17 protein-coding genes are annotated in these 23,762 nt (G+C 68.3%); 8 read left to right on the forward strand and 9 right to left on the reverse strand.

From position 1 onward, the window contains the following. Positions 1-105 precede the first annotated feature (105 nt). Positions 106-1,203 (reverse strand): DNA topoisomerase IV subunit A, encoded by a 1,098-nt coding sequence (locus ACQUSM_RS02590; RefSeq protein WP_435115420.1) that lies wholly within the window; start codon positions 1,201-1,203, stop codon positions 106-108. Continuing rightward, the gene (locus ACQUSM_RS02595; RefSeq protein ID WP_435115422.1) at positions 1,200-3,659 is read right to left on the reverse strand and encodes a DNA topoisomerase VI subunit B; all 2,460 of its coding nucleotides are present in this window, start codon (positions 3,657-3,659) and stop codon (positions 1,200-1,202) included. Before ACQUSM_RS02595 ends, ACQUSM_RS02590 begins: the two co-directional genes overlap by 4 nt. Positions 3,660-3,964: 305 nt before the next feature. Here ACQUSM_RS02595 and gyrB point away from each other — a divergent pair, with 305 nt between their 5' ends. From gyrB to ACQUSM_RS02620, 5 genes are all read left to right on the forward strand, one after another. Then, entirely contained in the window at positions 3,965-5,896 is a 1,932-nt protein-coding gene (gyrB, locus tag ACQUSM_RS02600) for a DNA topoisomerase (ATP-hydrolyzing) subunit B (protein ID WP_435115425.1), read from the forward strand. Next, positions 5,893-8,370: a DNA gyrase subunit A gene (gene gyrA, locus ACQUSM_RS02605; protein ID WP_435115428.1), complete on the forward strand. Its 2,478-nt coding sequence runs from the start codon at positions 5,893-5,895 to the stop codon at positions 8,368-8,370. Before gyrB ends, gyrA begins: the two co-directional genes overlap by 4 nt. A 153-nt stretch (positions 8,371-8,523) precedes the next feature. Then, positions 8,524-9,000, forward strand: a complete 477-nt coding sequence (locus ACQUSM_RS02610; protein ID WP_435115430.1) for a hypothetical protein — start codon at positions 8,524-8,526, stop codon at positions 8,998-9,000. A 102-nt stretch (positions 9,001-9,102) separates the two neighbouring features. Next, positions 9,103-9,642 (forward strand): GNAT family N-acetyltransferase, encoded by a 540-nt coding sequence (locus ACQUSM_RS02615; protein ID WP_435115433.1) that lies wholly within the window; start codon positions 9,103-9,105, stop codon positions 9,640-9,642. Between the two features lie 162 nt (positions 9,643-9,804). Continuing rightward, positions 9,805-11,811 (forward strand): AMP-binding protein, encoded by a 2,007-nt coding sequence (locus tag ACQUSM_RS02620; RefSeq protein WP_435115436.1) that lies wholly within the window; start codon positions 9,805-9,807, stop codon positions 11,809-11,811. On the opposite strand, the gene ACQUSM_RS02625 is transcribed toward ACQUSM_RS02620, so the two are convergent. The 4 genes from ACQUSM_RS02625 to ACQUSM_RS02640 form a co-directional block, all read right to left on the reverse strand. Further along, positions 11,808-12,539 (reverse strand): hypothetical protein, encoded by a 732-nt coding sequence (locus tag ACQUSM_RS02625; RefSeq protein WP_435115439.1) that lies wholly within the window; start codon positions 12,537-12,539, stop codon positions 11,808-11,810. The genes ACQUSM_RS02620 and ACQUSM_RS02625 overlap by 4 nt on opposite strands. A gap of 55 nt (positions 12,540-12,594) precedes the next feature. Then, entirely contained in the window at positions 12,595-12,915 is a 321-nt protein-coding gene (locus ACQUSM_RS02630) for a cupin domain-containing protein (protein WP_435115442.1), read from the reverse strand. Positions 12,916-12,959: 44 nt separating this feature from the next. Continuing rightward, positions 12,960-14,120 carry a molecular chaperone DnaJ gene (dnaJ, locus tag ACQUSM_RS02635; RefSeq protein ID WP_435115445.1) on the reverse strand — a complete coding sequence of 387 codons (1,161 nt, stop codon included), beginning with the start codon at positions 14,118-14,120 and terminating at the stop codon, positions 12,960-12,962. A gap of 78 nt (positions 14,121-14,198) precedes the next feature. Next, complete coding sequence (locus ACQUSM_RS02640) at positions 14,199-15,479, reverse strand: aminoacyl--tRNA ligase-related protein (protein ID WP_435115448.1); 1,281 nt, start codon at positions 15,477-15,479, stop codon at positions 14,199-14,201. Between the two features lie 229 nt (positions 15,480-15,708). Between ACQUSM_RS02640 and ACQUSM_RS02645 the strand changes: the two genes are divergently transcribed. Then, a complete protein-coding gene (locus tag ACQUSM_RS02645; protein ID WP_435115452.1) occupies positions 15,709-16,881 on the forward strand; it encodes an arginine deiminase family protein in 1,173 nt (390 codons plus the stop codon). Positions 16,882-17,017: 136 nt separating this feature from the next. Here the strand turns inward: ACQUSM_RS02645 and dnaK are convergent, their stop codons facing one another. The 3 genes from dnaK to ACQUSM_RS02660 all read right to left on the reverse strand — a co-directional run bounded on the left by dnaK (position 17,018) and on the right by ACQUSM_RS02660 (position 22,057). Next, complete coding sequence (gene dnaK, locus ACQUSM_RS02650; RefSeq protein ID WP_435115454.1) at positions 17,018-18,922, reverse strand: molecular chaperone DnaK; 1,905 nt, start codon at positions 18,920-18,922, stop codon at positions 17,018-17,020. Between the two features lie 135 nt (positions 18,923-19,057). After that, the gene (gene grpE, locus ACQUSM_RS02655; RefSeq protein ID WP_435115457.1) at positions 19,058-19,651 is read right to left on the reverse strand and encodes a nucleotide exchange factor GrpE; all 594 of its coding nucleotides are present in this window, start codon (positions 19,649-19,651) and stop codon (positions 19,058-19,060) included. 66 nt (positions 19,652-19,717) lie between these two features. Next, complete coding sequence (locus tag ACQUSM_RS02660; protein WP_435115460.1) at positions 19,718-22,057, reverse strand: DEAD/DEAH box helicase; 2,340 nt, start codon at positions 22,055-22,057, stop codon at positions 19,718-19,720. A 75-nt stretch (positions 22,058-22,132) separates the two neighbouring features. Here ACQUSM_RS02660 and ACQUSM_RS02665 point away from each other — a divergent pair, with 75 nt between their 5' ends. Further along, on the forward strand, positions 22,133-22,540 hold the full coding sequence (locus tag ACQUSM_RS02665) for a GIY-YIG nuclease family protein (RefSeq protein ID WP_435115463.1): 408 nt from the start codon (positions 22,133-22,135) through the stop codon (positions 22,538-22,540). 58 nt (positions 22,541-22,598) lie between these two features. Next, positions 22,599-23,681, forward strand: coding sequence for a pyridoxal phosphate-dependent aminotransferase (locus ACQUSM_RS02670; protein WP_435115466.1), 1,083 nt, complete (start codon positions 22,599-22,601; stop codon positions 23,679-23,681). Positions 23,682-23,762: the final 81 nt, after the last annotated feature.

Below are 23,762 nucleotides of genomic sequence, written 5' to 3' on the forward strand. Positions count from 1 at the left end.
CTTTCAACCGCTATCAGCTATATCGATCTGTCGAGGGCGAGACTGGACGCGTCGGTGAAGGAATCCTGCGGGAGCAACTGTTCGGCGGAAATTGACGGAAAGGGGTTACAGCACGCCCATCGTCTCCAGCCGGTCGGGCAGGTACGTGTCCGTCACGAAGTCCAGCCCCCGCGAAGCGAGCGCCTGCTGCTCGGCTTTCTTGTCGATCTCCAACTGGAGTTCGATCTGCTCCTTCCAGAACTCCGTCTGGAAGCGCGGGTCCTCCAGCTCGGACTCCAGCGCGTTCACGTCGGAGTCCGACAGCGGATCCGTCGGCAGGTCGTAGTCAACTATGTCCTGCGGGCGGATCCCCACGTACTGGGCCTCCGGCGTCGCGAGGTACTCCGAGAGGTGGGCGGACTTGATCGAGCCGTACGCGACGGAGCCGTAGATCCGGTAGGACCACGGGTCGCCGTCAGTGAACACCACGACCGGGAGGTCGAGTTCGTCGCGGAGCCGCTTGGTGATCCGCCGGGTCGCGCGGGCGGGCTGGCCCTTGAGGTGGACGATCAGGCAGTTGTACTCGTCGTCGAACCCGTTTTCGATCAGGCGGTCGCGCATCCCACCCGTCTCGACACAGAGCACGAAGTCGATGTCGTGGTCGAGGAACTCGATCGTGTCCGGGTTGTTGGGGATCTGGTACCCGCCTTCGCCCACGTCGAGCTGGCAGTGGATCTCCCGCTCGCCGCGGCGGGTCTGCTCGCGCAGCTTCAGCGGCCCCATCAGGGTCGCGCCGGACTCCTCGGGCCGCATGTGGAAGTCCTCGCGGGTGACGCCCGTGATGATCTCCAAGTCCTCGACGAGGTTGTTCGACTCGTCCTGCCCGTTGAACTGGGCCTCCTCGTTGTCCCACGACTCGGAGAGGTAGTAGAGCTCTCGCAGCGTCGAGGAGCGGTCCTCGTCGAGCTGGTTCGCGAGGAACTCGATCGTGTAGGCGGCCTTCAGCAGCTTCCGGGCGCCGCTGACGGAGTTGGCCGAGCGGGTGGACTTCCGGTCGCCGTACACCCAGACGCTCTTCTCGGGGTCGTACTCGATGTTGCTCTTCGTCCGGGTGGGCAGCTCCATCCGGGGGATCTCGCCGGCCGCAAACTGGTCGTAAAAGTCCGCGGCCAGATCGATCAGCCGTTCCCGCGCTTCCGCGTCGCTCAGGTCTTTCGTGCTCATGCGTTCACCGTGAGTTTCTCGTCGTCGACGCCGTCGACGGTCGCGTCGGCGTCGGCGTCGGTCGGCAGGCTGTACTCCAGTTCGACCGTCTCACCCGACCCCACGTCGGGGTTCCAGTTCACGAACCACTCCTCGTCCATCTCGATCGCGTCGACGCCGTCGGGCAGCCCCTCGGGCTCGGCGGAGACGATCTCGATGATCTCCAGGCTCTCGTTCCGGTCGGAGTGGTTCTCGACTCGCAGGGTCACTGTCTCGCCGTCGCGCTCGCGGTCGACGCCGACGTTGTTCATGATCCGGGCCATCGCCCCCTCGATGTCGGGGTGTTCGCGGCCGGTGACCTCGGCCACCTTCTCGGCCATCTGCGGGAGGATGCGCCCGAGCACGTCCTGTTTCTCCCGGCGCTTGGCCATCGAGCGGCGCTTGTTGAGGTAGGACTTCAGCTCGCGGGCGGCCTCGCGGATCGCGAGCTCGATCTCGTCTTCGATCTCGGGCACCGACGCCAGCGCGTCCTTGGACTCGCTGGTGAACGGGACGTTCGTCGACGCGACGTGAATCGAGATCACTGCCGGCCCCGAGGGCATCCCCGAGCCGCCGGGCTGATCGAGCCCGTAGTTCCGCCAGCCGATGCGCTTGACAACGTTCGTCGTCGCACACGCGCCGCGCTGGTAGACGAGCGGCACGCGGTTCGCGAAGCGAAGCAGTTCGACGCCGCCGTCGGCGGGGATGTCGCCGCCGTAAGCGATGCCGGCCTCGACGACGAACGGGTCGCCGCCGTGGACCTCGGCGTCCCGGGTCGAGGCGGCGTAGAAGTCGGCGTCGTACTCCTTCCGGAGCCCGGCCTCGACCAGTTCGGCCGTGATCGGAGCGAGACAGTCCGTCGGCGGCGAGAGGATGTCGGTCTCCCGCATCGCCTCCAGTAGTTCGGAGGCGGTGTCGCGGTCGGCCGCGATCTCGCCCACGTTCGGCGGGTCGTCCGGCACCGTCTCCATCCGCGACCAGAGCGTCTCGACGACGTTCTCGCGGGCGGTGTCGCCGAACGTCTCGTCGTCGTACTCCTCGGTGGTGTCGGCGGCCTCGTCGACGAGCGTCTTCAGCCCGTCGAGGGTGAGCCGCATCCGGTTCGGGCCGTCGTCACCGAGCGCGACGAACCGTTCGGCGAGTCGCTCGGCCAGCCCGTTGACCGCGGCGTCGTCCTTCCGCGTCGAGGTGGCGTCGTCGACTAGCTCGTACAGCGTCGGGGTGAGCCGGTCGAGGTCGTCGTCCGCCTCGTCGTCTTCAGAGCTACCGAACTTGGTGAGTTCGCCCCACGCCGCCTCGACCGCGTTCTCCCGGACGGTCGAGCCGAACGTCTTGCCCGTCTCGGCACCGACCTCGTCGGCGACGGTGCCGACGATCTCGACGAGCCCGGAGTACGTCGTCCGCTCGCGTTCGGTCAGGCTGTTCGCGATCCGCTCGGCGAACACGTCGGTCGCGTCGGCGCCCTTGTTCGAGACAGCCTCGCGGAGGGCGGCCTCCACGTCGGCCGCCACGTCGGCAGTCGGGGCGCCGTTCCGGGCGGGCCAGCCGAGCTCGCGGCCGAAGTGGCGGTCGCGGAAGTTGTCGAGGACGCTGTCGGCGGTTTTCTTCCCGACGCGGGTGAACTCCTCCTGCATGAACCCGGAGACGGAGTAGGAGTCGGTCGCGTCGAGCATCTTGATCAGCGTCCCCAGTTCGACGCCGTGGGGGTGTGGTCGGATCTCCTTCGTCTCGGCGGGGAGCTGATCGGTCGCACGCTCGAACTTCAGCGGCTCGTCGAGCCCCGGCTCCCGGAGTTCGATTCGGGCGTGGGGGTTGACGACCGCCGTGTGTTTGATGTAGTCGTGGAGCTGCTGACGGGCGCGCATGTTGGCCTCCATCTCCAGTTCGATGCGCGTCCCGTGGCTGCGGTCCCACGAGGTGGTCTCGGCGGTCCCGATCTCCGGCTCGTTGGTGTCGGTGTCGATGATGAGCTCGAAGTACTCCGCTTCGGTGCTGCCCTGCGTGCGGGAGGTGATCTTCGCGGGCTTGCCGGAGGTGAGCTGTGAGTAGAGCACGGCCGCGGAGATTCCGATCCCCTGCTGGCCGCGGCTCTGCTCGCGCTTGTGGAACCGCGAGCCGTACAGCAGCTTCCCGAACACCTTGGGGAGCTGCTCCTTGGTGATCCCGGGCCCGTTGTCCTCGACGATGAGCCGGTAGTAGTCCCCCACCTCCCGAATCTCGACGTAGATGTCGGGCCGGATGCCGGCCTCCTCGGTCGCGTCGAGGGCGTTGTCGACGGCCTCCTTCACGGCCGTCACCAGCCCCCGGGCGCCCGAGTCGAACCCGAGCATGTGTTTGTTCTTCTCGAAGAACTCGGCGATGGAGATCTCGCGTTGCCCCTCGGCCAACTCCTCGGCCGTGGTGGTGCCCTCGCCGAGTGTCGTCTGCTGCGAGGTCATTCTGTACACCGGCTACCCGGCCCCCACGTAAAGTCCCTTTCGTAGCTCGGTGGAACTGAAACTCCGGGAGAACGACGCGATTTCGGCGGGCACGCACGGGCCGCCAGAAACGCGCTGCTCGCGCGCGCCCCGAAACGGGGGCTGATCGGGGCGCACGCCCCACCCCCGAACTCAGTTTTCGGCTGCGTCGGCTCGCTTTGGGAATCGCCGAAGTTCACTACGCTTGCAGCGATTTTTCGTTCGCGCGCTCCCGCGCGCGTGCGAGCCCTTTATCGGGCGGGGGCGCCTCTCTCGTCGTACGCGCTATGTCAGAAGAGAACGCCGACTACGGCGCGGGCCAGATCCAGGTCCTGGAGGGTCTCCAGGCCGTTCGGAAGCGCCCCGCCATGTACATCGGGTCCACCGACGACCGTGGGCTCCACCATCTCGTCTACGAGGTCGTCGACAACGCCATCGACGAGGCGTTAGCGGGCCACTGCGACCGCATCTCGGTGACGATCCACGACGACGGCTCCGTCTCCGTCACCGACGACGGTCGGGGGATCCCCGTCGACACCCACGAGGAGTACGACCGGCCGGCGCTGGAGGTCATCATGACCGTCCTCCACGCCGGGGGGAAGTTCGACAACAAGTCCTACCAGGTCTCCGGCGGGCTCCACGGCGTCGGCGTGAGCGTGGTGAACGCGCTCGCCCAGCGCCTGACCGCCGAGGTCAAACGCGACGGCGCCGTCTGGCGCCACGAGTTCGACCGCGGCGAGCCACAGGGCGACATCGAACGCGTCCGCGACCTCGAGGACGACGAAGGGACGGGCACCACGATCCGGTTCTGGCCCGACGAGGAAATCTTCGAGACCACGGAGTTCGAGTTCACCACGCTGGAGAGCCGGCTCCGCGAACTCGCCTTCCTCAACAGCGGCGTCCACATCGAACTCGCCGACGAACGCGACGACGAGGACCACGAACCGCAGTCGGAGACGTTCCTCTACGAGGGCGGGATCCGTGCGTTCGTCCGGTTCCTCAACGAGACCAAGACGCCCATCCACGACGACGTGATCTACTTCGAGGACGAGGAGGAGGGCGTCCAGGTCGAGGTGGCGCTGCAGGCCACCGAGGAGCTGCAGGGGTCGATCCACAGCTTCGCGAACAACATCAACACCCGCGAGGGCGGCACCCACCTCACGGGGTTCAAGACCGCGCTCACCCGCGTCGTCAACGACTACGCCAACGAGCAGGGCCTCATCGGCGACGTCGACGGCAACCTCAAGGGCGAGGACGTCCGCGAGGGGCTGACCGCCGTCGTCTCCGTCAAACACCCCGACCCGCAGTTCGAGGGGCAGACCAAGACCAAGCTCGGCAACAGCGAGGTCCGCGGGATCACCGAGAGCACGGTCCACGAGGGGCTCGGGACGTACTTAGAGGAGAACCCCGACACCGCACAGAAGATCGTCGCGAAGGCCGCCGAGGCAGCGAAGGCCCGGCAGGCCGCGAAGAAGGCCGAGGAGCTCACCCGCCGGAAGTCCGCGCTGGAGTCGACCGCGCTGCCCGGGAAGCTGGCGGACTGTCAGAGCCGCGACCCCAGCGAGGCCGAGCTGTTCATCGCGGAGGGTGACTCCGCGGGCGGCAGTGCGAAGCAGGCCCGGGACTCCTCGTTCCAGGCCGTGCTGCCGATCAAGGGGAAGATCCTCAATGTCGAGAAACACCGGCTCGACCGCATCCTCGAGAACGACGAGATCCGTGCGATCATCACCGCCGTCGGCACGGGGATCGGCGAGGAGTTCGACATCGAGGACTGCCGCTACGAGAAGATCATCATGGCGACCGACGCCGACGTCGACGGCGCCCACATCCGCACCCTCCTGTTGACGCTGTTCTACCGGCACATGAAGCCGCTGCTGGAGGCGGGCTACGTGTACGCGACCCAGCCGCCACTCTACCGCATCCGCTACCGCGGCGAGACGTACGACGTGATGAGCGAAGAGGAGCGAGATCAGGTGATCGAAGAGGTCTGTGACGGCAACCCCACGCAGGTCCAGCGGTTCAAGGGGCTGGGCGAGATGAACCCCGACCAGCTCTGGGAGACGACGATGAACCCGGAGAACCGGGTGCTGAAGCAGATCACGCTCGACGACGCCGCCGCCGCGGACAAGATGTTCTCGGTGCTGATGGGCGACGCCGTCGACCCGCGCAAGCAGTTCATCAAGGAGCACGCGACTGACGCCGAGTGGGTGGACATATGAGCACGGACACGCCCGACGACGGGGACGAGCCGGCCGATCGGGTCGAGCACGTCCGCGTCGAGGACGAGATGGAGCAGAGCTACATCGACTACGCGATGTCGGTCATCGCGGGCCGGGCGCTGCCCGACGTGCGAGACGGCCTGAAGCCGGTCCACCGGCGCATCCTCTACGCGATGCACGAGGACGGCATCACCTCCGGCTCCGGCCACCGGAAGTCCTCCTCCATCGTCGGGACCACCATGGGGGACTACCACCCCCACGGCGACAGCGCGATCTACGACGCGCTCGCCCGGATGGCACAGGACTTCTCGATGCGAGCCCCCCTCGTCGACGGACAGGGGAACTTCGGCTCGATCGACGGCGACCCGCCGGCCGCGATGCGCTACACGGAGGCGCGCATGGCGCCGATCGCCGAGGAGCTACTGGACGACATCGGGAAGGACACCGTCGACTTCTCCAGCAACTACGACGACCGGCTCACGGAGCCGGACGTGCTGCCCGCGGCGTTCCCGAACCTGCTCGTCAACGGGAGCTCGGGGATCGCAGTGGGAATGTCGACGAACGTCCCGCCGCACAACCTTCGCGAGGTCGTCGACGCCACGATCGAGCTGATCGAGAACCCCGAGGCGACCGTCGAGGACCTGATGGAGCACGTCGAGGGGCCGGACTTCCCGACGGGCGCGAACATCGTCGGTCGCAACGGCGTCCACCAGGCGTACAAGACCGGCCGCGGCCGGGTCCGCATCCGCGCGAAGTTCGACGTCGACGAGGAGGAGGGCCGGATCGTCGTCACCGAGCTCCCGTTCCAAGAGAACAAGGCCCGCCTGATCGAGCGGATCGCCGACGACGTGAACGAGGGGAAGATCGAGGGGATCCGCGACCTGCGCGACGAGTCCGACCGCGACGGCATCCGCATCGTGATCGAACTCAAGCGCGACGCGATGGCGGAGGTCGTCAAAAACCAGCTGCTGGAGTCCCACCTCGAAACGACGTTCGGCGTGATCAACCTCGCGCTGGTCGACGGCCAGCCCCAGGTGCTCACGCTGAAGGAGACGCTCCAGGAGTACATCGAGCACCGGCGCGAGGTCGTGCGCCGGCGCAGCGAGTACGATCTCGCCGAAGCCGAGGACCGCGCACACATCCTCGAAGGCCGGCTGAAGGCGTTGGAGAACGCCGAGGACGTGGTCGAGGCGATCCAGAACAGCGAGGACCGCGACGCTGCCAAGGCGATGCTCCAGTCGGAGTGGGGGTTCAGCGAGGAGCAGGCCGCTCACGTCGTCCGGATGCAGCTCGGCTCGCTGACTTCGATGGAGCGGACCTCGATCGAGGAGGAGTACGAGGACGTGCAGGCGACGATCGAGCGCCTCGAGACCATCCTCGGCAGCGACGAGGAACTGGACTCGGTGATCGTCGACGAGCTCGAAGCCGTCGCCGAGGAGTACGGCGACGAGCGCCGAACGGGGTTCATCGAGGACACCGGCACGGTCACCCACGAGGATCTGATCCCCGAGTCCGAGCAGGTGGTCGTGATGACCGAGGACGACTACATCAAGCGGATGGAACTGGAGGAGTTCCGCGCCCAGAACCGCGGTGGAAAGGGGATCATCGGCACCGGGCTGAAGGAAGGTGACTCCGTCGCCTCCGTGTTCGTGGCCAATAGCCACGACTACCTGCTCTGTTTCACCAACCACGGGCAGGTGTACAAGCTGAAGACGTACGAGGTGCCGGAGATGTCCCGGACCGCCCGCGGGAAGTCCGCGGTGAACCTGCTCGACCTGAGCGACGACGAGCAGATCGAGGCCGTCGTCAACACCGACGACATCGACACCGAGGGCGAGGAGGAGGAACAGCAGTTCCTCACGATGGTGACCCGCGGCGGGTACATCAAGCGCAGCGGCGTCTCAGAGTTCCAGAACATCCTCTCGACGGGGATCCGCGCGATCAGCCTCGAGGACGGCGACGCGCTCGCCGACGTGGAGGTCACCGACGGCACGCAGGACGTGGTGATCGCGACCCGCGAGGGGATGTCGATCCGCTTCGACGAGACGGAGGCCCGCGCGATGGGTCGGACCGCCCGCGGCGTCCGCGGGGTCGATCTCGAGGGCGACGACGAGGTCGCCGCCGTCGCGGGCATCGACGAGGATCGCTCCTCGTGGCTGCTCACCGTCACCGAGAACGGCTACGGTAAGCGCTCCGACCTCGACGCCTACCGCGTGCAGTCCCGCAACGGGAAGGGGCTGATCGACATCAAGACCAACGACCGCAACGGGCGCGTCACCGCGCTCGACGCGGTCGGGCCGGGCGACCACCTCGTGACGATGAGCGAGGCCGGCCAGATCATGCGCTGCCCGGTCGAAGACCTCTCGATCGTCGGCCGGAACACGATGGGCGTGACGGTGATGGATCTCGAAGACGGCGACCGCGTGGCCGCCGTGGACGTGATCGACGCCGACCGGATCGAGATCGACGAGTAACTCCCCGCGACCTCCGTTTTCGAACAGTTTTCGACGTTCGGCGTCTCTAGACATCTCACAATTTGCAGAACTCTTCGACGGTGTCGGCCGTTCGGCGTCGTCGCCCCGAAATACCCTAAACTGATTTACGTTTTTGGGGCGTAGCTCGCCCCGATGACCGAGGAAAACTGGGGGCTCTCTGGAGAGAGTGACGGCGAGGACCCGATACCCGAGCCGATCCCGGAGGAGCTACTCGGCTACCTCAGGGACGCGCTCGGAGGGAACGTGCGTGCCGTCGCCCACTACGATCACGACTCCGCCGACATCCGGACCGCCGACGGCGTCGGCGACGGCGTCACCGACGAGCACGTCGAGGAGATCATCGACGACCTCCGCTTGCAGGACGTCTCCCAAACCAGACAGGAGAGCCTCTTCCAAGTCGGGTCGCTGTACTGCACCATCCGCGCGTTCGACGACGCGCTCGTGGTCCACTTCATTCAGGGCGACGCCCGGGGGACGATGATCTCGCTCGAACCGTCGACGGCGCCGGGGCTCACCGACTTCATCTACGACGTGCTCGGAATCCTCCACGAACACTCCGAGCAGGAGATCAACCGCGCTCCGCACTGGACGAGGGCGGAGCAGGACTGACCGACGGTCGGTCGCGGGTGTGGAGAGCGCTCGAACAGTCCACGCCCCGTGGACTGTCGTGAGCACACAAAACCTATCCCCCGACCGCCGGAGAGGAGAGCCATGCCTGGCGCCAGCGTGAGTCGGGGCGAGCGAGTGACGCTCCGGACCGTCGAGGAGGAGGACCGCGCGTTCTGCCAGCGCGCGTCGGCCAACCCCGAGATCCGGATCCCGATCGGGAACCCGCTGCGGAGCCGGAGCGAACTCGGCGACGTTGCCGAGTCGGCGGGCGATCAGTTCCTCGTCTGTCTGGACGACGCGGGCCCAGGGTCGCCCGAGGAGTCCGAGCTGACCCGGGTCGGCTGGGTCGGCATCGAGGACATGAGCTACCGGCGGCCGGACCTCTCGTACTGGCTCGCGCCCGAGTTCCACGGCGAGGGGTACGGCGCGGAAGCGGTCGGCCTCGCGATCGACTACGCGTTCGCGACGTACGACCACCCGGCGGTGGGGGCGATCGCGTACGACTTCAACGACGCCTCGCGTGGGCTGTTGGAGTCGCTGGGGTTCGAGGAAGAGGGGCGGATTCGCCGGGACCGGTTCATCGACGGCGAGTACGTGGACACGATCCACTACGGGCTGTTGCGTGAGGAGTGGCGAGAGTAGGCAGATTGTCGACCGCGAGCGAACGGATGTGAGCGAGCGGGCCGAGCACCGACCAACGGGAGGTGCGAGGCTTTTGGTCGAGCTTTTGCAAGGGCCCTCCGGGGCCCGCAGCAAAAGGTCGTCGAGTAAGTTACTTCCCCGCTCCCCCAAAACCCCCGTCGTATGGAAACGAGCGAGGGGTTCGACGAGGTCGTCCACGAGCCGGACCGGGAGTTCGTGGAGTCGACCAACGTCTGGGAGTTCATGCAGGCGTACGACATCGACGACTACGAGGCGCTGATCGAGCGAACCACGACCGAGATCGAGGGCGAGCCGGAGTCGGGCGTCGACTGGTTCTGGGACGAGATGCCCGACTACCTCGACGTGGAGTTCTACGAGGCGTACGACACCGTCCGTGACGACAGCGACGGCCCCCAGTTCACCGACTGGTACCCCGGCGGCGAGATCAACATCGCCCACAACACGCTGGACCGCTACGCCGAGGTCGACGCCCCCGAGCGCAACAAGGTGGCCTGCATCTGGGAGGGCGAGGACGGCGAGGTCGACGAGCGGACGTTCCACGACCTCTACCGGCAGGCAAACCGCGTCGCGAACTACCTCGAAGCGGCGGGCATCGAGACCGGCGACACGGTCGGGCTGTACATGCCGATGGTGCCGGAAGTCATCTCGATCCTCTATGGCTGTTTCAAGGTCGGCGCGATCGCGGTCCCGATCTTCTCGGGGTTCGGCGTCGAGGCGACCGCAACCCGGATCGACGACGCCGAGCCGGACGTGCTGTTCACCGGCGACGGGTTCTACCGCCGCGGGAGCCCAGTTCGGCTGAAGGAGGGGGCCGACGAGGCGATCGAGCAGGCGGGCCACGTCGAGAACGTCGTCGTGTTCGATCGGCTCGGTGATCGCGAGAACCCGGACGTCGAGGTCCCGTGGAACGACGACCGCGACGAGTGGTGGGCCGACACCGTCGCCGAGCAGGACGGCGAGTACGACACCAAGTCGCTGCCGTCGGATCAGGAGTCGATGCTGCTGTACTCCTCCGGCACTACGGGCGAGCCGAAGGGGATCGTCCACACTCACGCCGGCGTGCTCACCCAGTGTGCGAAGGAGATCCACTTCGGCTTCGACCAGCAGCCGAGCGACCGCTTCTTCTGGGTCAGCGACATCGGCTGGATGATGGGGCCGTGGACGCTGATCGGGAACCACCACTTCGCGGGCACGACGTTCATGTACGAGGGCGCGCCCGACCACCCGCACCCGGGTCGGTTCTGGGAGATGATCGAGGAACACGGGATCACCACGTTCGGCGTCTCTCCGACCGCGATCCGGGCGCTGCGCAAGCACGGCGACGAGGTGGTCGAGCAGTACGACCTCTCCAGCCTCCGGCTGCTCGGCTCCACCGGCGAGCCGTGGGATCCCGAGTCCTGGATGTGGTTCTACGAGGAGGTCGGCGGCGGCGAGGCGCCGATCATCAACATCTCCGGCGGCACCGAAATCTGTGGCTGTTTCCTGATGCCGCTGCCGATCAACGACCTCAAGCCCGGCACGCTGGGCGGCCCCGGCCTCGGGATGGACATCGACATCGTCGACAACGACGGCAACTCAGTGCGGGAGCAGCACGAACGCGGCTTCCTGGTCGCGCGTGACTCCTGCCCGTCGATGACCAAGAGCCTCTGGTCGGGCGACGAGCGCTACCTCGAGGAGTACTGGTCGACGTGGGAGGATCTCTGGGACCACGGCGACTTCGCCCAGAAGGACGAGGACGGGTTCTGGTTCCTCCACGGCCGCGCGGACGACGCGCTCAACGTCGCCGGCCGGAAAGTCGGCCCCGCCGAGATCGAGGGCGTCCTCGTCGAACACGACGACGTGAATCAGGCCGCCGCGGTGGGCGTCCCGGACGACACGACCGGCACCGCGGTCGTGACCTACGTCATCCCCGAGGAGGGTGTCGAACCCAGCGACGAGCTCGCCGAGGAGCTCCGGGCGCTGGTGGGCGAGGAGCACGGCAAGCCGTTCCGCCCCCGCGAGATCCTGTTCGTCGACGAGTTCCCCAAGACGCAGTCCGGCAAGGTGATCCGGCGGGCGATCGAGGCGGCGTACAACGACGAGGACCCCGGGGATCTCTCCTCGATGGAGAACCCCGAGGCGTTCGAGAAGATCAAAGACGCCGGCTAATCCGCCGATAGCGGTACGTCCTCGGGCGCGATCCGTGTCGGCTCGGGCGCGTCGCCCGCGGCTACCGCGAACTCCCCCCGCGCTTCTCCGTCGGCAGCGGGATCGACGAGCACTGCACACCCATCCACGAGCAGCGGCGCGAGCAGGCCGGCGACGACCGCACCCGGCTCGGCGAGTGAGGCCCGGAGCACCACGCGGCTGTCGGCGTCGAGCCCCCGGAGATCCGCCACCTCTGACGCGGCGGCGAGCGCGTCGCCGTGGCTGACCGTCCGCTCGCCGGCGACGAGCAGCGGCGTCCCGGGGTCGATATCGGTCGGCGGGAACGCTGGGTTCTCGCTCCAGACCGACTCCTCCCAGTCGATCGTCTCGGGATCGTCCGCCTCGGCGCCGAAGACCGCGAGCTTGCTCCCGGCGTCGGGATCGTAGGCGGCCTGTTCGGCGGCGGGAACGAGCAGCAGTCGGTCGCCGGCCTCGCTGCCCGCTTCGGGGTCGAACCGCGTGGCGGCGCCGAGTTGAGCGGCGCCGAGGAACGCGAGGACGGGCGGCAGGTCCGGCACGGGCGCGGCGGCGACTGTTCGCCCCTCGCCGACGCCGTGGAAGCGCAGGACGTTGCCCGCCTTGTACGCGTTCGTGATCAGTTCGTGGTAGCTGCGCTCGCGGTCGCCGATGGCGAGCGCGGGGCGGTCGCTCCGGCGGTCGCGAGCGAGCAGGTCGGCGACGGCGTCCATGGCCGAAGGAGCGGGCCGGAGCGGCAAGGCTCCGGCGGTCGGCAGTCGCCGGCGCTCAGGGTGCGCCGGTGATCACCATCCGGGAGTCGTCCTCGTCGAACAGCAGCATCCGGGAGTCCTCGCCGTCGACGCGGACGGCGTCGCCGGCGTCCATGTCGACGGTGTCTCCTTCGACGGTGAGCTTCGCCGACCCTTCGAGCAGGACGTACACCTCCTCCTGTCCGTCGCTCTCGTGGGCGTGCTCCATCCCCTCCCAGCCGGCGTCGGCCTCGACGACCGTGACGCCGAGGTTCTCACAGTCGAGCGCGTCCCGGAGGAAGTACATCCCGGGCGCTTTCGGTTCCACGTCGTCGTAGCTGACGGCGTCGTGGCTCATCGCGCGTAAACGATCGGTCGCGGGCGGCAAAAGTCGCCCGGCAGCTACAGCGAGCTTCGGAGCTTCTCGAAGAAGCCGCGGTCCACGTCGACCTCCTCGCCGCCCGCTTCGGCGAACTGTTCGAGCGCCTCGCGCTGTTCCTCGTTGAGGTCCTCGGGCGTGACGATCTGTACGTCGACGAAGAGGTCGCCGTCCCCGCGCCCGCGCAGGCGGGGCATCCCCTTGCCGCGGAGGCGGAACCGCTCGCCGGACTGCGTTCCGGCGGGGATGTCGAGCTCGACCGGGCCGTCGAGCGTGGGGACCTCGACGGTCGCGCCGAAGGTGGCCTGCGGGAACGAGATGGCGTGTCGGTGCTCCAGATCCGCGCCGTCGCGCTCGAACTCGGGGTGGTCCTCGACTTCGACCTCGATCAGCAGGTCGCCCTTCGGGCCGCCGTTCTCGCCCGGCGCGCCCTCGCGGTTCATCCGGAGGCTCTGCCCGCTCTGGATGCCGGCGGGCACGTCGACCTGAAGGGTGGCCTCCTGCCGGACGACGCCGTCGCCCGAACAGGTCGCACACTCCTCCGAGTAGAGCTCGCCCTCGCCGCCACAGCGCCGGCAGGTCTGGGTCTGCTGGACGCGACCCAGCGGCGTCTGCTGGACCTGCGTCACCTGCCCCTGCCCGTTACACTCGGGACAGGTCTCCACGTCGGCGTCGGCGGGGTGGCCGGCGCCGTCGCAGTCGGGGCACTCCTCGGGGCGCTCGATGGTGAACTCCTTGCTGACGCCCTCGTAGGCCTCTTCGAGCGTGATCGACATGCCGGTTCGGATGTCTCGGCCGGCCTGCGGGCGGTTGCCGCCGCCGCGACCGCCCCCGCGGCCGCCGCCGAAGAACTGCTCGAAGATGTCCTCGAAGCCGCCACCGCCGCCGGCGCCGCCGAACGGGCCACCGCCCATGCCGCCGGCGCCGCCAGCGCCCTGATCGAAGCCGCCGCGCTTCTCGGCCTGCTCGAAGCGCTCGTGTCCCATCTGGTCGTACGCTTGGCGCTTCTCCTCGTCGGTGAGCACCTCCTTCGCCTTCTTCGCCTTGCGGAACTTCTCCTCGGCGTCGGGGTCGTCGCTCACGTCCGGGTGGTACTCGGAAGCCTTCTGCCGGAACGCCTGCTGGATCTCGTCCTCGTCGGCGTCCCGGGAGACTCCCAGCACCTCGTAGAAGTCCTCGCTCATTCGTTATCGGGGATAACTGGCTCGGTCTATTTGAATCGCGTGGCTTCCGACCCCGCGCGAGGCTCGACTCCGCTGGGGTCAGCCCCCGGCCCCGAACCGCTCGACGGCGGCCGCCGCCGCTTCGGGCGCGACCGAGCTACTCTCCCCGTTCCGATCCTCGATCTCGACCTCGCCGGTCTCGCGGTAGTGGTTCCCGACGACGATCTTCCCGGGCAGCCCCAGCAGGTCGCTCTCGGCGAAACGCTCGCCGACGGACTGCTCGCCGTCGAACAGGAGGCAGTCCGCGCCGAGCTCGTCGTGGATCTCGGCAGCCACCGTCTCGACCTCCCCGTCGCCGATGGGAATGACTGCGGCCCGATAAGGTGCGACCGACCCCCACTCGGTGACGGGCCAGTAACAGCCTGCGTCCCCCGAGTCGGAGTCTGTGCCGCCCTGCATCACCATCGTCTGGACGATCCGGCCGATCCCGAGCCCGTAGCTGCCCATGTGGACCTCGCGGGGGCGGCCGTCGGCGCCGTCGACCGTGAACCCCATCGACTCGGCGTAGCCCGTCCCGAGTTCGAACACGTGGCCGACTTCGACGCCGCCGCTTTCGCGGAGTCGGTCGCCGCAGTCGGGGCAGTCGTCCCCGTCCGCGAACGCCCCGTACTGGGGCGACTCGTCGCTCAGTCCGAACCGACAGCCGTCGCCGGAACAGGCCAACAGGTCGCAGGTCCCGTCGCGCACGGGGGCGAGAAACTCCTCGGAGCGGTCGCCCCCCATCACGCTGTTGGCGGCGTCGGCGATCACGAACGACAGGCCGAGATCCGAGAGGATCCGTTCGTACGCCGTTCGGATCTCGCGATACCCCTCGCGGAGCGACGCCTCGTCGCCGTGGAACGAGTAGGCGTCCTTCATTGTGAACTCCTTACAGCGCAGGAGGCCCGCCCGGGCACGGTCGTCACGGAACTTCGCCCCGTCTTGGTACAGCGTCAGGGGGAGATCGTCGTAGGAGCGCACCAGCCCGTCGAGCAGGTGGACCATCCCCTCCTCGTGGCTGGGTGCGAGACAGAGGTCCCGACCGTCGCGGTCCGCGAGGGTGAACATCTCGCCCTCGAAGGCGCCCCAGCGGCCGCTCTGTTCCCAGCGCTCCCGCTGCTGCAGGCCGGGGAGGGACACTTCCTGCCCGCCGACGGCGTCCATCCCGGTTCGGATTCGGTCGACGACTTTCTCCCGAACGCGCTTCCCGGCGGGCGTGAGCCCCCAGAGCCCGCTACCGAACTCCCGGATCAGCCCCGCCCGGACGAGGCGTTCGGTCGCCGCCGTCCCTTCGCCGCGGCGCTCGCGGCTCGCGGGGAGAAAGAGGTCACTGCGCCGCATCGGTCACCTCGGTACGTCCGGATCGCTGGAGAAATCGCTGTCTGTTACCGCCACCGCGGAACGTGTCCACGGGCCGTGCTGAACCCGCGGGACTCGCGTGTCGAAGACATCGACTGATCGCTGGACCGGACGCGTGAAAAGTGTACCTCTGTCGTGTGGTTCGGTGGCGCAAGTCACGGGTTCGCGGCGATGGATTCAACGCACCCCGGCACACAGATCGTGGTAACCGATGCCATCGTTCACCGCCCGCGCCGAGTACGACCGCCTCACCCACGTGCGCGCCCACCGCCCCGGCCTCGAACTCTGGTCCGGTGCGCTCGACCCGGAGTCGAACCTGTTCGACGCCCCCGTCCCGCCTGCACAGGCCGCACGGGAGCACGAGCGCATGACCGACGCGCTCGCGAGCGCGGGCGTCGAGGTCCACCTGCTCGCCGACGATCTCGCCGACGCCGGCGCGCTCACCGACTTGGTCGCGGAGTACGTCGACCTCCCCGACGGTCTCGATCCGGCCGCCGCGACCGCCGAGTTCGACGACCGGGAGACGCTCGAACTGGTGCTCTCGCGGGCGAGACTCACCGAGGGTCCGGACGGGCCGAACGTCGAACTCCGCCGGCCGATCTCGAACACGCTGTTCCAGAGCGACACGGTCGTCGTCGGCGACGAGGGACCGGTGCTCTGTGCGATGGGCGAACCCATCCGACAGGACGAGCTCCCGATCGTCCGCCCGGCGTGGGAGGGGCTGGGTGCGGAGTTCTCCCACGAGATGCAGCGACCGCTGGAGGGCGGGGAGTTCCTTCCCGCCGGCGAGTTCGCCCTGCTGGGCGTCTCCGCCGAGATCGACGGGAGGGAGGAGGTGATCCGGACCACCTACGAGGCGGGGCGGGAGTTCCTCGACGCGGGTGCGGTCGGCTTCGAGGAGGTGGGGCTCGTGCGCGCGCCGCTGGCTGCGGATCGCCGCCACCGCGAGGAACACGGGATCGGTTCGCGCGTGCTCCATCTGCTCGGCTGGTGTAACCTCGCTGCGGAGGGGCTGGCTGTCACCGACCCCGCGCTCGCCGAGGAAGCGACGGTCGACGTGTTCCGGAAGACGGGCGACGGCTACGTGTTCGACCGCTCCACGTCGACGCTCGACTACCTCCGCGAGCAGGGGTACGATATCGTCGAGATGGGGCCGAACGAGCGCTGGGCGGCGAACTTCCTCACCGTCGACGACGGGACGATCGTCCCGATGCACCGCACCGACGAGGACGGCGCGTACGACCCCGACCTGAACGGCACGATCGAGCGCCTGAAGGAGCGCGGCGTCGAGGTGTTGCCGGACGGCGAGGGGATTCCGGAGGGCGTGCTGACGCGAGGCGCCGGCGGGATCAACTGTATGACCGTGCCGCTGGAGCGGAGGTGAGTCGGGTCGAGAAATCGGGTTTGTCGCAGTCGGTTTCGTCCCAGTCCGGTTCAGAAAGCTCCCTGCGGTCGCTTTCTGAAATACCGGAAGACTTCGCTACGCTCGTCTTCCGTATGGACGACTCGGACTCGTCCTTTCAGTCCTCGTCCTCGTCGTCCACGTCTTCGAAGTCGGCGTCGACGTACTCGTCGTCCTCGCCGCCAGCGTCACCGCCCATGCCGCCGGGGCCGGCGCCGCCCATGCCGCCCGGACCGCCCGCGGCACCCGCACCGGCACCGCCCGCGCCGGCCTGGGCCTGCTCCTGGTACATCTGCTTGCCGATCTCCTGCAGCTCGTCGCTGAGCTCCTCGGCGGCCTCGTTCAGCTCGTCGGCCGTGGCGTCCTCGTCGTCGAGAACGTCCTGCACGTCGTCGATCGCGGCCTCGATCTCCTCGATCGTCTCGTCGTCGACGTTCTCCTCGTTCTCCTCGATCAGCGTCTCGGCGCGCTGGATCGCGCCCTCGGCCTCGTTGCGAGCCTCGATGCGCTCGCGGCGCTGCTGGTCCTCCTCGGCGTGCTGCTCGGCCTCCTGCTGCATCTGCTCGATCTCCTCGTCGGAGAGGCCGGCGCCGCCCTCGATGGTGATCGACTCGGCGTTGCCCGAGCCCTGATCCTCGGCCTCGACGTTGACGATCCCGTTCTCGTCGATGTTGAACGTGACCTCGATCTGGGGCGTGCCCGCGGGCGCGGGGGGAATCCCCGTCAGCTGGAACTCACCGAGCAGCTCGTTCTCCTCGGCGATCTCGCGTTCGCCCTGGAACACGCGGACCTGCACGGAGGTCTGGTTGTCCGCGGCGGTGGTGAACACCTTCGACTCCTCCGTCGGGATCGTGGTGTTCTTCTCGATCAGGCGCTCGAACAGGCCGCCCTTGACCTCGATCCCCAGCGAGAGCGGGGTCACGTCGAGCAGCACGAGGTCGTCCACGTCGCCGGAGAGCACGCCGCCCTGGATCGCCGCACCCAGCGCGACGGCCTCGTCGGGGTTGACGTTCTTCTTGGGCTCCTGTCCGACCAGATCCTCGACCTGCTCGTGAACCTGCGGCATCCGGGTCGAGCCGCCGACCAGGATCACTTCGTCGATGTCGTTCTTGCTGTAGCCCGCGTCGTCGAGCGCCTGCTCGGTCGGGTCGACGGTACGCTCGATCAGGTCCGACGTGAGCGACTCGAACGTCGCCCGTGTGACCGACTGCTCGAGGTGGACCGGGCCGGAGTCCGTCGCGGTGATGAACGGGAGGTTGACGGTGGTCTCCTTCTTGTTCGAGAGCTCGATCTTGGCTTCCTCGGCGGCGTCCTTGAGCCGCTGGAGCGCCTGTCGGTCCTCGCGGAGGTCGATCCCGTGCTCGTTCTCGAACTCGTCGGCGAGGTGGTCCATCAGCGCCTCGTCCCAGTCGTCGCCACCGAGGTCGTTGTCCCCGTTGGTCGCGACGACCTCGTAGACGCCGCCGCCGAGATCGAGGATCGAAACGTCGAACGTCCCGCCGCCGAGGTCGTAGACGAGAACGGTCTGGTCGGACTCGTCGTCGAGCCCGTACGCCATCGACGCCGCGGTCGGCTCGTTGACGATGCGTTCGACCTCGAAGCCGGCGATCTCGCCGGCGTCTTTCGTCGCCTGTCGCTGCTTGTCGTTGAAGTACGCGGGGACCGTGATGACCGCCTTCTCCACTTCGTCGCCGAGGTACTCCTCGGCGTCACGCTTGAGCTTCTGGAGGATCATCGCCGAGATCTGCTCGGGCGTGTACTCCTCGCCGTCGGCCTCGACGGCGTAGTCCTCTTCGCCCATGTGGCGCTTGATCGAGGCGATCGTGTTCTCCGGGTTCTGGATCGCCTGGTTCTTGGCGGGCTTGCCGACCAGGCGCTCGCCGTCGTCGGAGAACGCGACGACCGACGGCGTGGTCCGGTCGCCCTCGCTGTTGACGATGATCTCGGGGTCACCACCCTCCATGACGGCCATGGCGGAGTTGGTGGTCCCGAGGTCGATTCCGAGGATCTTGTTGCTCGCCATTCTTGGTCGTGTATTCCGGGCTGAATCGGTTAAAGGTTGCTTTCACGACCGCAGAATACCCCTACGCTTGCCTGCGGTTCTCTAAGCCGGTGCCGGGGTCTGCAGAAGGATTTATCCCGAAGCGTCGTCCGACCGCTACTCCTCGCTGACCGTGACCTGTGCGGTCCGGATCACCTTCTCGCCCATCTCGTAGCCGGGGCGGTAGAGCTCCTCGATGGTGCCGGCGGGGCGGTCGCTCTCGACGCGCATCAGCACCTCGTGGCGCTCGGGATCTGGCTCCTCGCCGGGTTCGGGTTCGATCCGCTCGACCCCTTCGTCGGCGAGCACGCTGTCCAGCTCGCGGAGCGTCCCCTCGACGCCCTCACGGATGTCGGTGTCCTCGCCCTGCTCCAGCGCGCGGGCGAGGTTGTCACGGACCGGGAGCAGGTCCTCGACCAGACTCTCGGTCGCCCGGGCCTGCTGCTGTTCGAGCTTCTTCTGCTGGCGCTTCTTGAAGTTCTGGAAGTCGGCCTGCTTTCGGGTGAGCTTCCCCTCCAAGTCCTCGATACGCTCCTCGTAGTCGGCGCGGTCCTCCCGGACTGCCTCGGCCAGTTCCTCGTCGTACTCGGCGACGCGCTCGATCAGCGATCGGTCGAGTTCCTCCTCGGTCTCCGCCTCCGGCGCGTCAGCCTCGGCCCCTTCCTCGGCGTCGGTCGGCTCCTCGGCTGCCGCGTCGGCCTCGTCGGTCATAGCTGGAGGAAGCGCCGCCGTGGGTTTAAGCGTTGCAAAAGCGCGCCGCGATCCGTGTCGCCTCGTTCAGTCGCCGCCGGTGAGCGCGTCGAGCATGAACACCGCCTCGGGCTTTGAGAGCGGGTCGTTCGCGTTGCCGCAGTGGGGCGACTGCACGCAGGACGGGCAGCCGTCGGCGCAGTCGCAGTCGTCGATCAGCCGGGCGGTCCGGGCCATCAGCGCCTCGATCCGGTCGTATCCTCGCTTCGTCAGCCCGACGCCGCCGGGGTGGCCGTCGTAGACGAATATCGTCGACTGGTCGGTGTGGGAGTGGTACGGCGTCGACAGCCCGCCGATGTCCGCCCGGTCACAGAGCAGGTACAGTGGGAACAGCGAGATGACGCCGTGTTCGGCCGCGTGGATGCCGCCGTTGAAGCCGTACTCGGGGTCGCCGTCCTCGGCGGCCATCGCGCGCATCTCGACTTCCACGTCCTCCGGAACGGTCCAGTAGAGCGCTTTCGTCCGGAGCGTCGTCTCCGGCAGGTCGAGCGACTCCCGACCGAGCGTTTCGCCGGAGGCGGCGTCCCGGCGCTCGAACCCGGTGATCTGCTCGGTCACGGAGACGTCCGCGAACCGGACCGCCGTGTCGGGTCGGGCCGACAGCGACTTCTCCCGCAGGTCCTCGTGGACGGTCACGTCCTTCTCGGTCAGAACCTGCGTGTGGTAGTCCGCCCACGTCGGCTGGAGGCGGGCGGTGTCGCGATCCAGATTCAACTCCGCGACCTCGTAACGCTGGCCCTGATGGTGGTAGATCGCACCCGGGTGCACGTCTCGGAGCGCGTCCGAGAACGATAGGGAGGCGATCACGTCGCCGGATCGCTCGTCTCGGAGGTCGATCTCCCGGTCGTCGATCGTCCGGAGGTTCATGCTGTGCTGGGGGCTCTCGTCCCCGTCGTGGGTCCACCGGAGCCCGTTTCCCGTCTCGCGGCGCTCTAGGACGCCCGCGTCCTCCAGATCCGCGACCACGTCCGGGAACGGCTCGCCGAAGTGTCGCCGGTCGTCCCGGGAGAGCCAGTTCTCGGCGGCCGCCGAGGCGACGTGATCGGGCATGACCGCCTCGTTCTCCGGGTCGCTGATCGCGTCCTCGGGCTCGCCCTCGAAGAACGTCTCCGGGTTGCGCATCAGGTACTGGTCCAACTGATCCTCCCCGGCGACGAGCACCACGAGCGCGGGGTCGTCGCCCCGCCCCGCCCGCCCGGCCTGCTGGAACGCCGCCATCCGGGTGCCCGGGTAGCCGTCGACGATCACCGCGTCCAGCCCGCCGACGTCGACGCCGAGTTCGAGCGCGTTCGTGCTCCACACCCCACGGAGCTCGCCGCTGTGGAGTTGCTCCTCCAGCTCCCGCCGGCGGTCGTCGGTCAGCGATCCTTGGTACGCCTGCACCTTCCCCGCGAGCTCGGCCGATCCGCGGCTCCGGAGCTCCTTCGCCGACTCTGCGGCGTAGCGCTCGGCGGTCTGACGGCTCCGCGTGAACACGAGCGTCTGCTGACCCGCCTCCACGAGGTCGGTGAACAGTCGCATGGATTCGACGTGGCTGGAGCGCCGCCGTCCCGTCTCTCGATCCTGTTCGTACTCGGGCGGGTTCCAGAGCACCCAGTCCCGCGGCCCCGTCGCGGAGGCGTCGTCGTCGACGAGTGTGAACCCCGAGGGCTCACGGCCGGTGATCGTCGCCGCGTGTTCGACGGGGTTGCCGATCGTCGCCGAACAGCAGACGTAGGTGGGGTCGGCGCCGTAGCGTTCGCAGATTCGGTTGAGCCGTCGCAACAGCAGCGCGACCTGCGAGCCGAACACCCCGCGGTAGCTGTGAACCTCGTCGATCACGACCAGTTCGAGCGAGGAGAAGAACCACTCCCAGAGCCGGTGGGCGTGCGGGAGCAGCGCGTAGTGGACCATGTCGGGGTTCGAGAGCAGCACGGTCGGCCGACGGTCCCGAACGTCTCGCTTCTCGGACTTCGAGAGCCGGCCGGTGTACTGGTCGACGGAGACGCGCGAACCGAAGCCGAGATCGCGGGCCAACGCCGAGAGCGTCTCCAGCTGGTCCGAGACGAGCGCGTTCTGCGGGCCGAGGTAGAGCGTTCGACCCCCGTGGTCCATCGCTCGCTCGAACGCGGGAACGGTGTACGCGAGGCTCTTCCCGCTTGCGGTTTCGGTCGCGATCACGGCGTCGTCGCCGCCCCTGACTGCCTCGATCGCGGCGGCCTGGTGCCGGAACGGTCGTTCGATCCCCCGGTCGGCGAGCGCACTCTCGAGACGGGGTTCGAGATCGAGATCCGCGAACGTGGGTTCCCGGGCAGGCACCCGCCGGTGAGCGGCCACCTGCTCGGCATGGTACGGGCGCTCCCGGAGCCAGTCGAGCGGGTCGTGCACGCGCCCGCTCGGCGCCCGCGAGCCATGACGGTTCTGGTCCCGGCCGCTTTTGACCGGTGGCGCCGACGTGGGCGTATGGACGGCGGTACGTACACGCTCGTCTTCTCGCTGCCGAGCGCCGCCGATATCGAGGTCGGTGCGCTCGGCGAGCACCGCTTCCCGGCTGGCGGCTACTGCTACACCGGAAGCGCCCTCGGAAGCGGCGGCTTCTCCCGAATCGACCGCCACCGCAACGTCGCCGCCGGCGAGCACGACGTTCGTCACTGGCACGTCGACTACTTCGGCGGCCATCCCGAGACGGAACTGGTGAGCGTCGAGCGAACGCGCGGGCAGGACTGCGAATGCGCGGTCGCGCGAACGCTCGGGGCCGGGCCCGTTCCCGGCTTTGGCGCCTCCGACTGCGACTGCGAGACACACCTCGCCCGGTTCGAAAGCGCCGAAGTCGCGGCCGAGCGGGCTGGCGCTGCTCACGATCGAGACTGAGCGCCACGACACGGGGGAGGCGGTGACGCTTAACCCCCCACAGCACTACTGGGCGAGCATGTTCGAACCGATGCCCTACCTGGAGTGGATCGAGGGTCGGCCCGGGGCGGCCGACCACGATCTCGGCTCGAGCGACTTGCGGACGGAGCAGGCCGACGGCTCGGTGGCGCCGCCGCCGCTTTCGGGACTTCCGGACCCGAACGACCCGCCGTCGCTGTCGGCGTCGATCGCCGCGGAGTACGGCGTCGACGAGTCGGCGGTACTCGTGACTGCGGGCGCGACCCACGCGAACTTCCTCGCGGCCGCGGCGGCGCTGTCGCTGGCCGAAGGGGAGGAGGTCGTCGTCGAGGAGCCCGGCTACGACCCCCTCGTCCACACGCCGGCCGGCATCGGCGGGACGGTGAGCCGGTTCGACCGCCCCGCCCGATCGGGGTACCCGCTACTCCCGAGCGAGATCACCGCGGCCCTCTCCGAGCGGACGGCGTTGGTCACCGTCACGAACCGCCACAACCCCTCGGGGCGGCTCACTCCCCGCGAGGAACTGGCGTCGGTCGCGGAGGCCGTCGGCGACGCCGGCAGCCGGCTCCTCGTCGACGAGGTGTACGGGCCATACACTGCCGAGGACGACGCCGAGGGCGCGTTTGGCGGCGTTACGGCGGCGGGGATCCCCAACACGGTCGTGACGGGCTCGTTCACGAAGTTCCACGGCCTCGGCGGGCTCCAAGTCGGCTGGCTGATCGCCGACGAGCCGTTCGTCGAGCGCGCCCGCGAGGCGTTCATGCACGTCCCGGCAGTGGCGGAACCCAGCCGCGCGCTCGCGCGGCGCTTCTTCGCTCACCGTGACGAGCTAGTCGCAGACTCCCGCTCCCAGCTCCGACGGAACTACGAGCTACTCTCGTCGTTCGTCGAGGAGCGGTCGGATCTCGACGGCGAGATCGCTGCCGGCTGCACGTTCGGCTTCGTCGAACACGAACGTGCCGACGGTGACGAACTCGCCGCGGCGGCGTGGAACGCTGGAGTGCTGGTGATCCCCGGGCGGTTCTTCGACGTGCCCTCGGGCGTCCGTCTCTCGGCCGGTCGGAGCCCCGAGGCGGTGGAATCGGGACTGGAGACGCTGGGGGAGGTACTCGACGAACTCTGAGCCCGGGCGTCGGCGCCGACGCTGGCGAACAGGTGGCAGGTCGCCGGCGAGGCAGGTGCCACGCTCCCGCTGCTGCCCCGC

It is taken from the genome of Halolamina sp. C58 (assembly GCF_051195095.1).
In the GTDB taxonomy this organism is placed as follows: domain Archaea; phylum Halobacteriota; class Halobacteria; order Halobacteriales; family Haloferacaceae; genus Halolamina.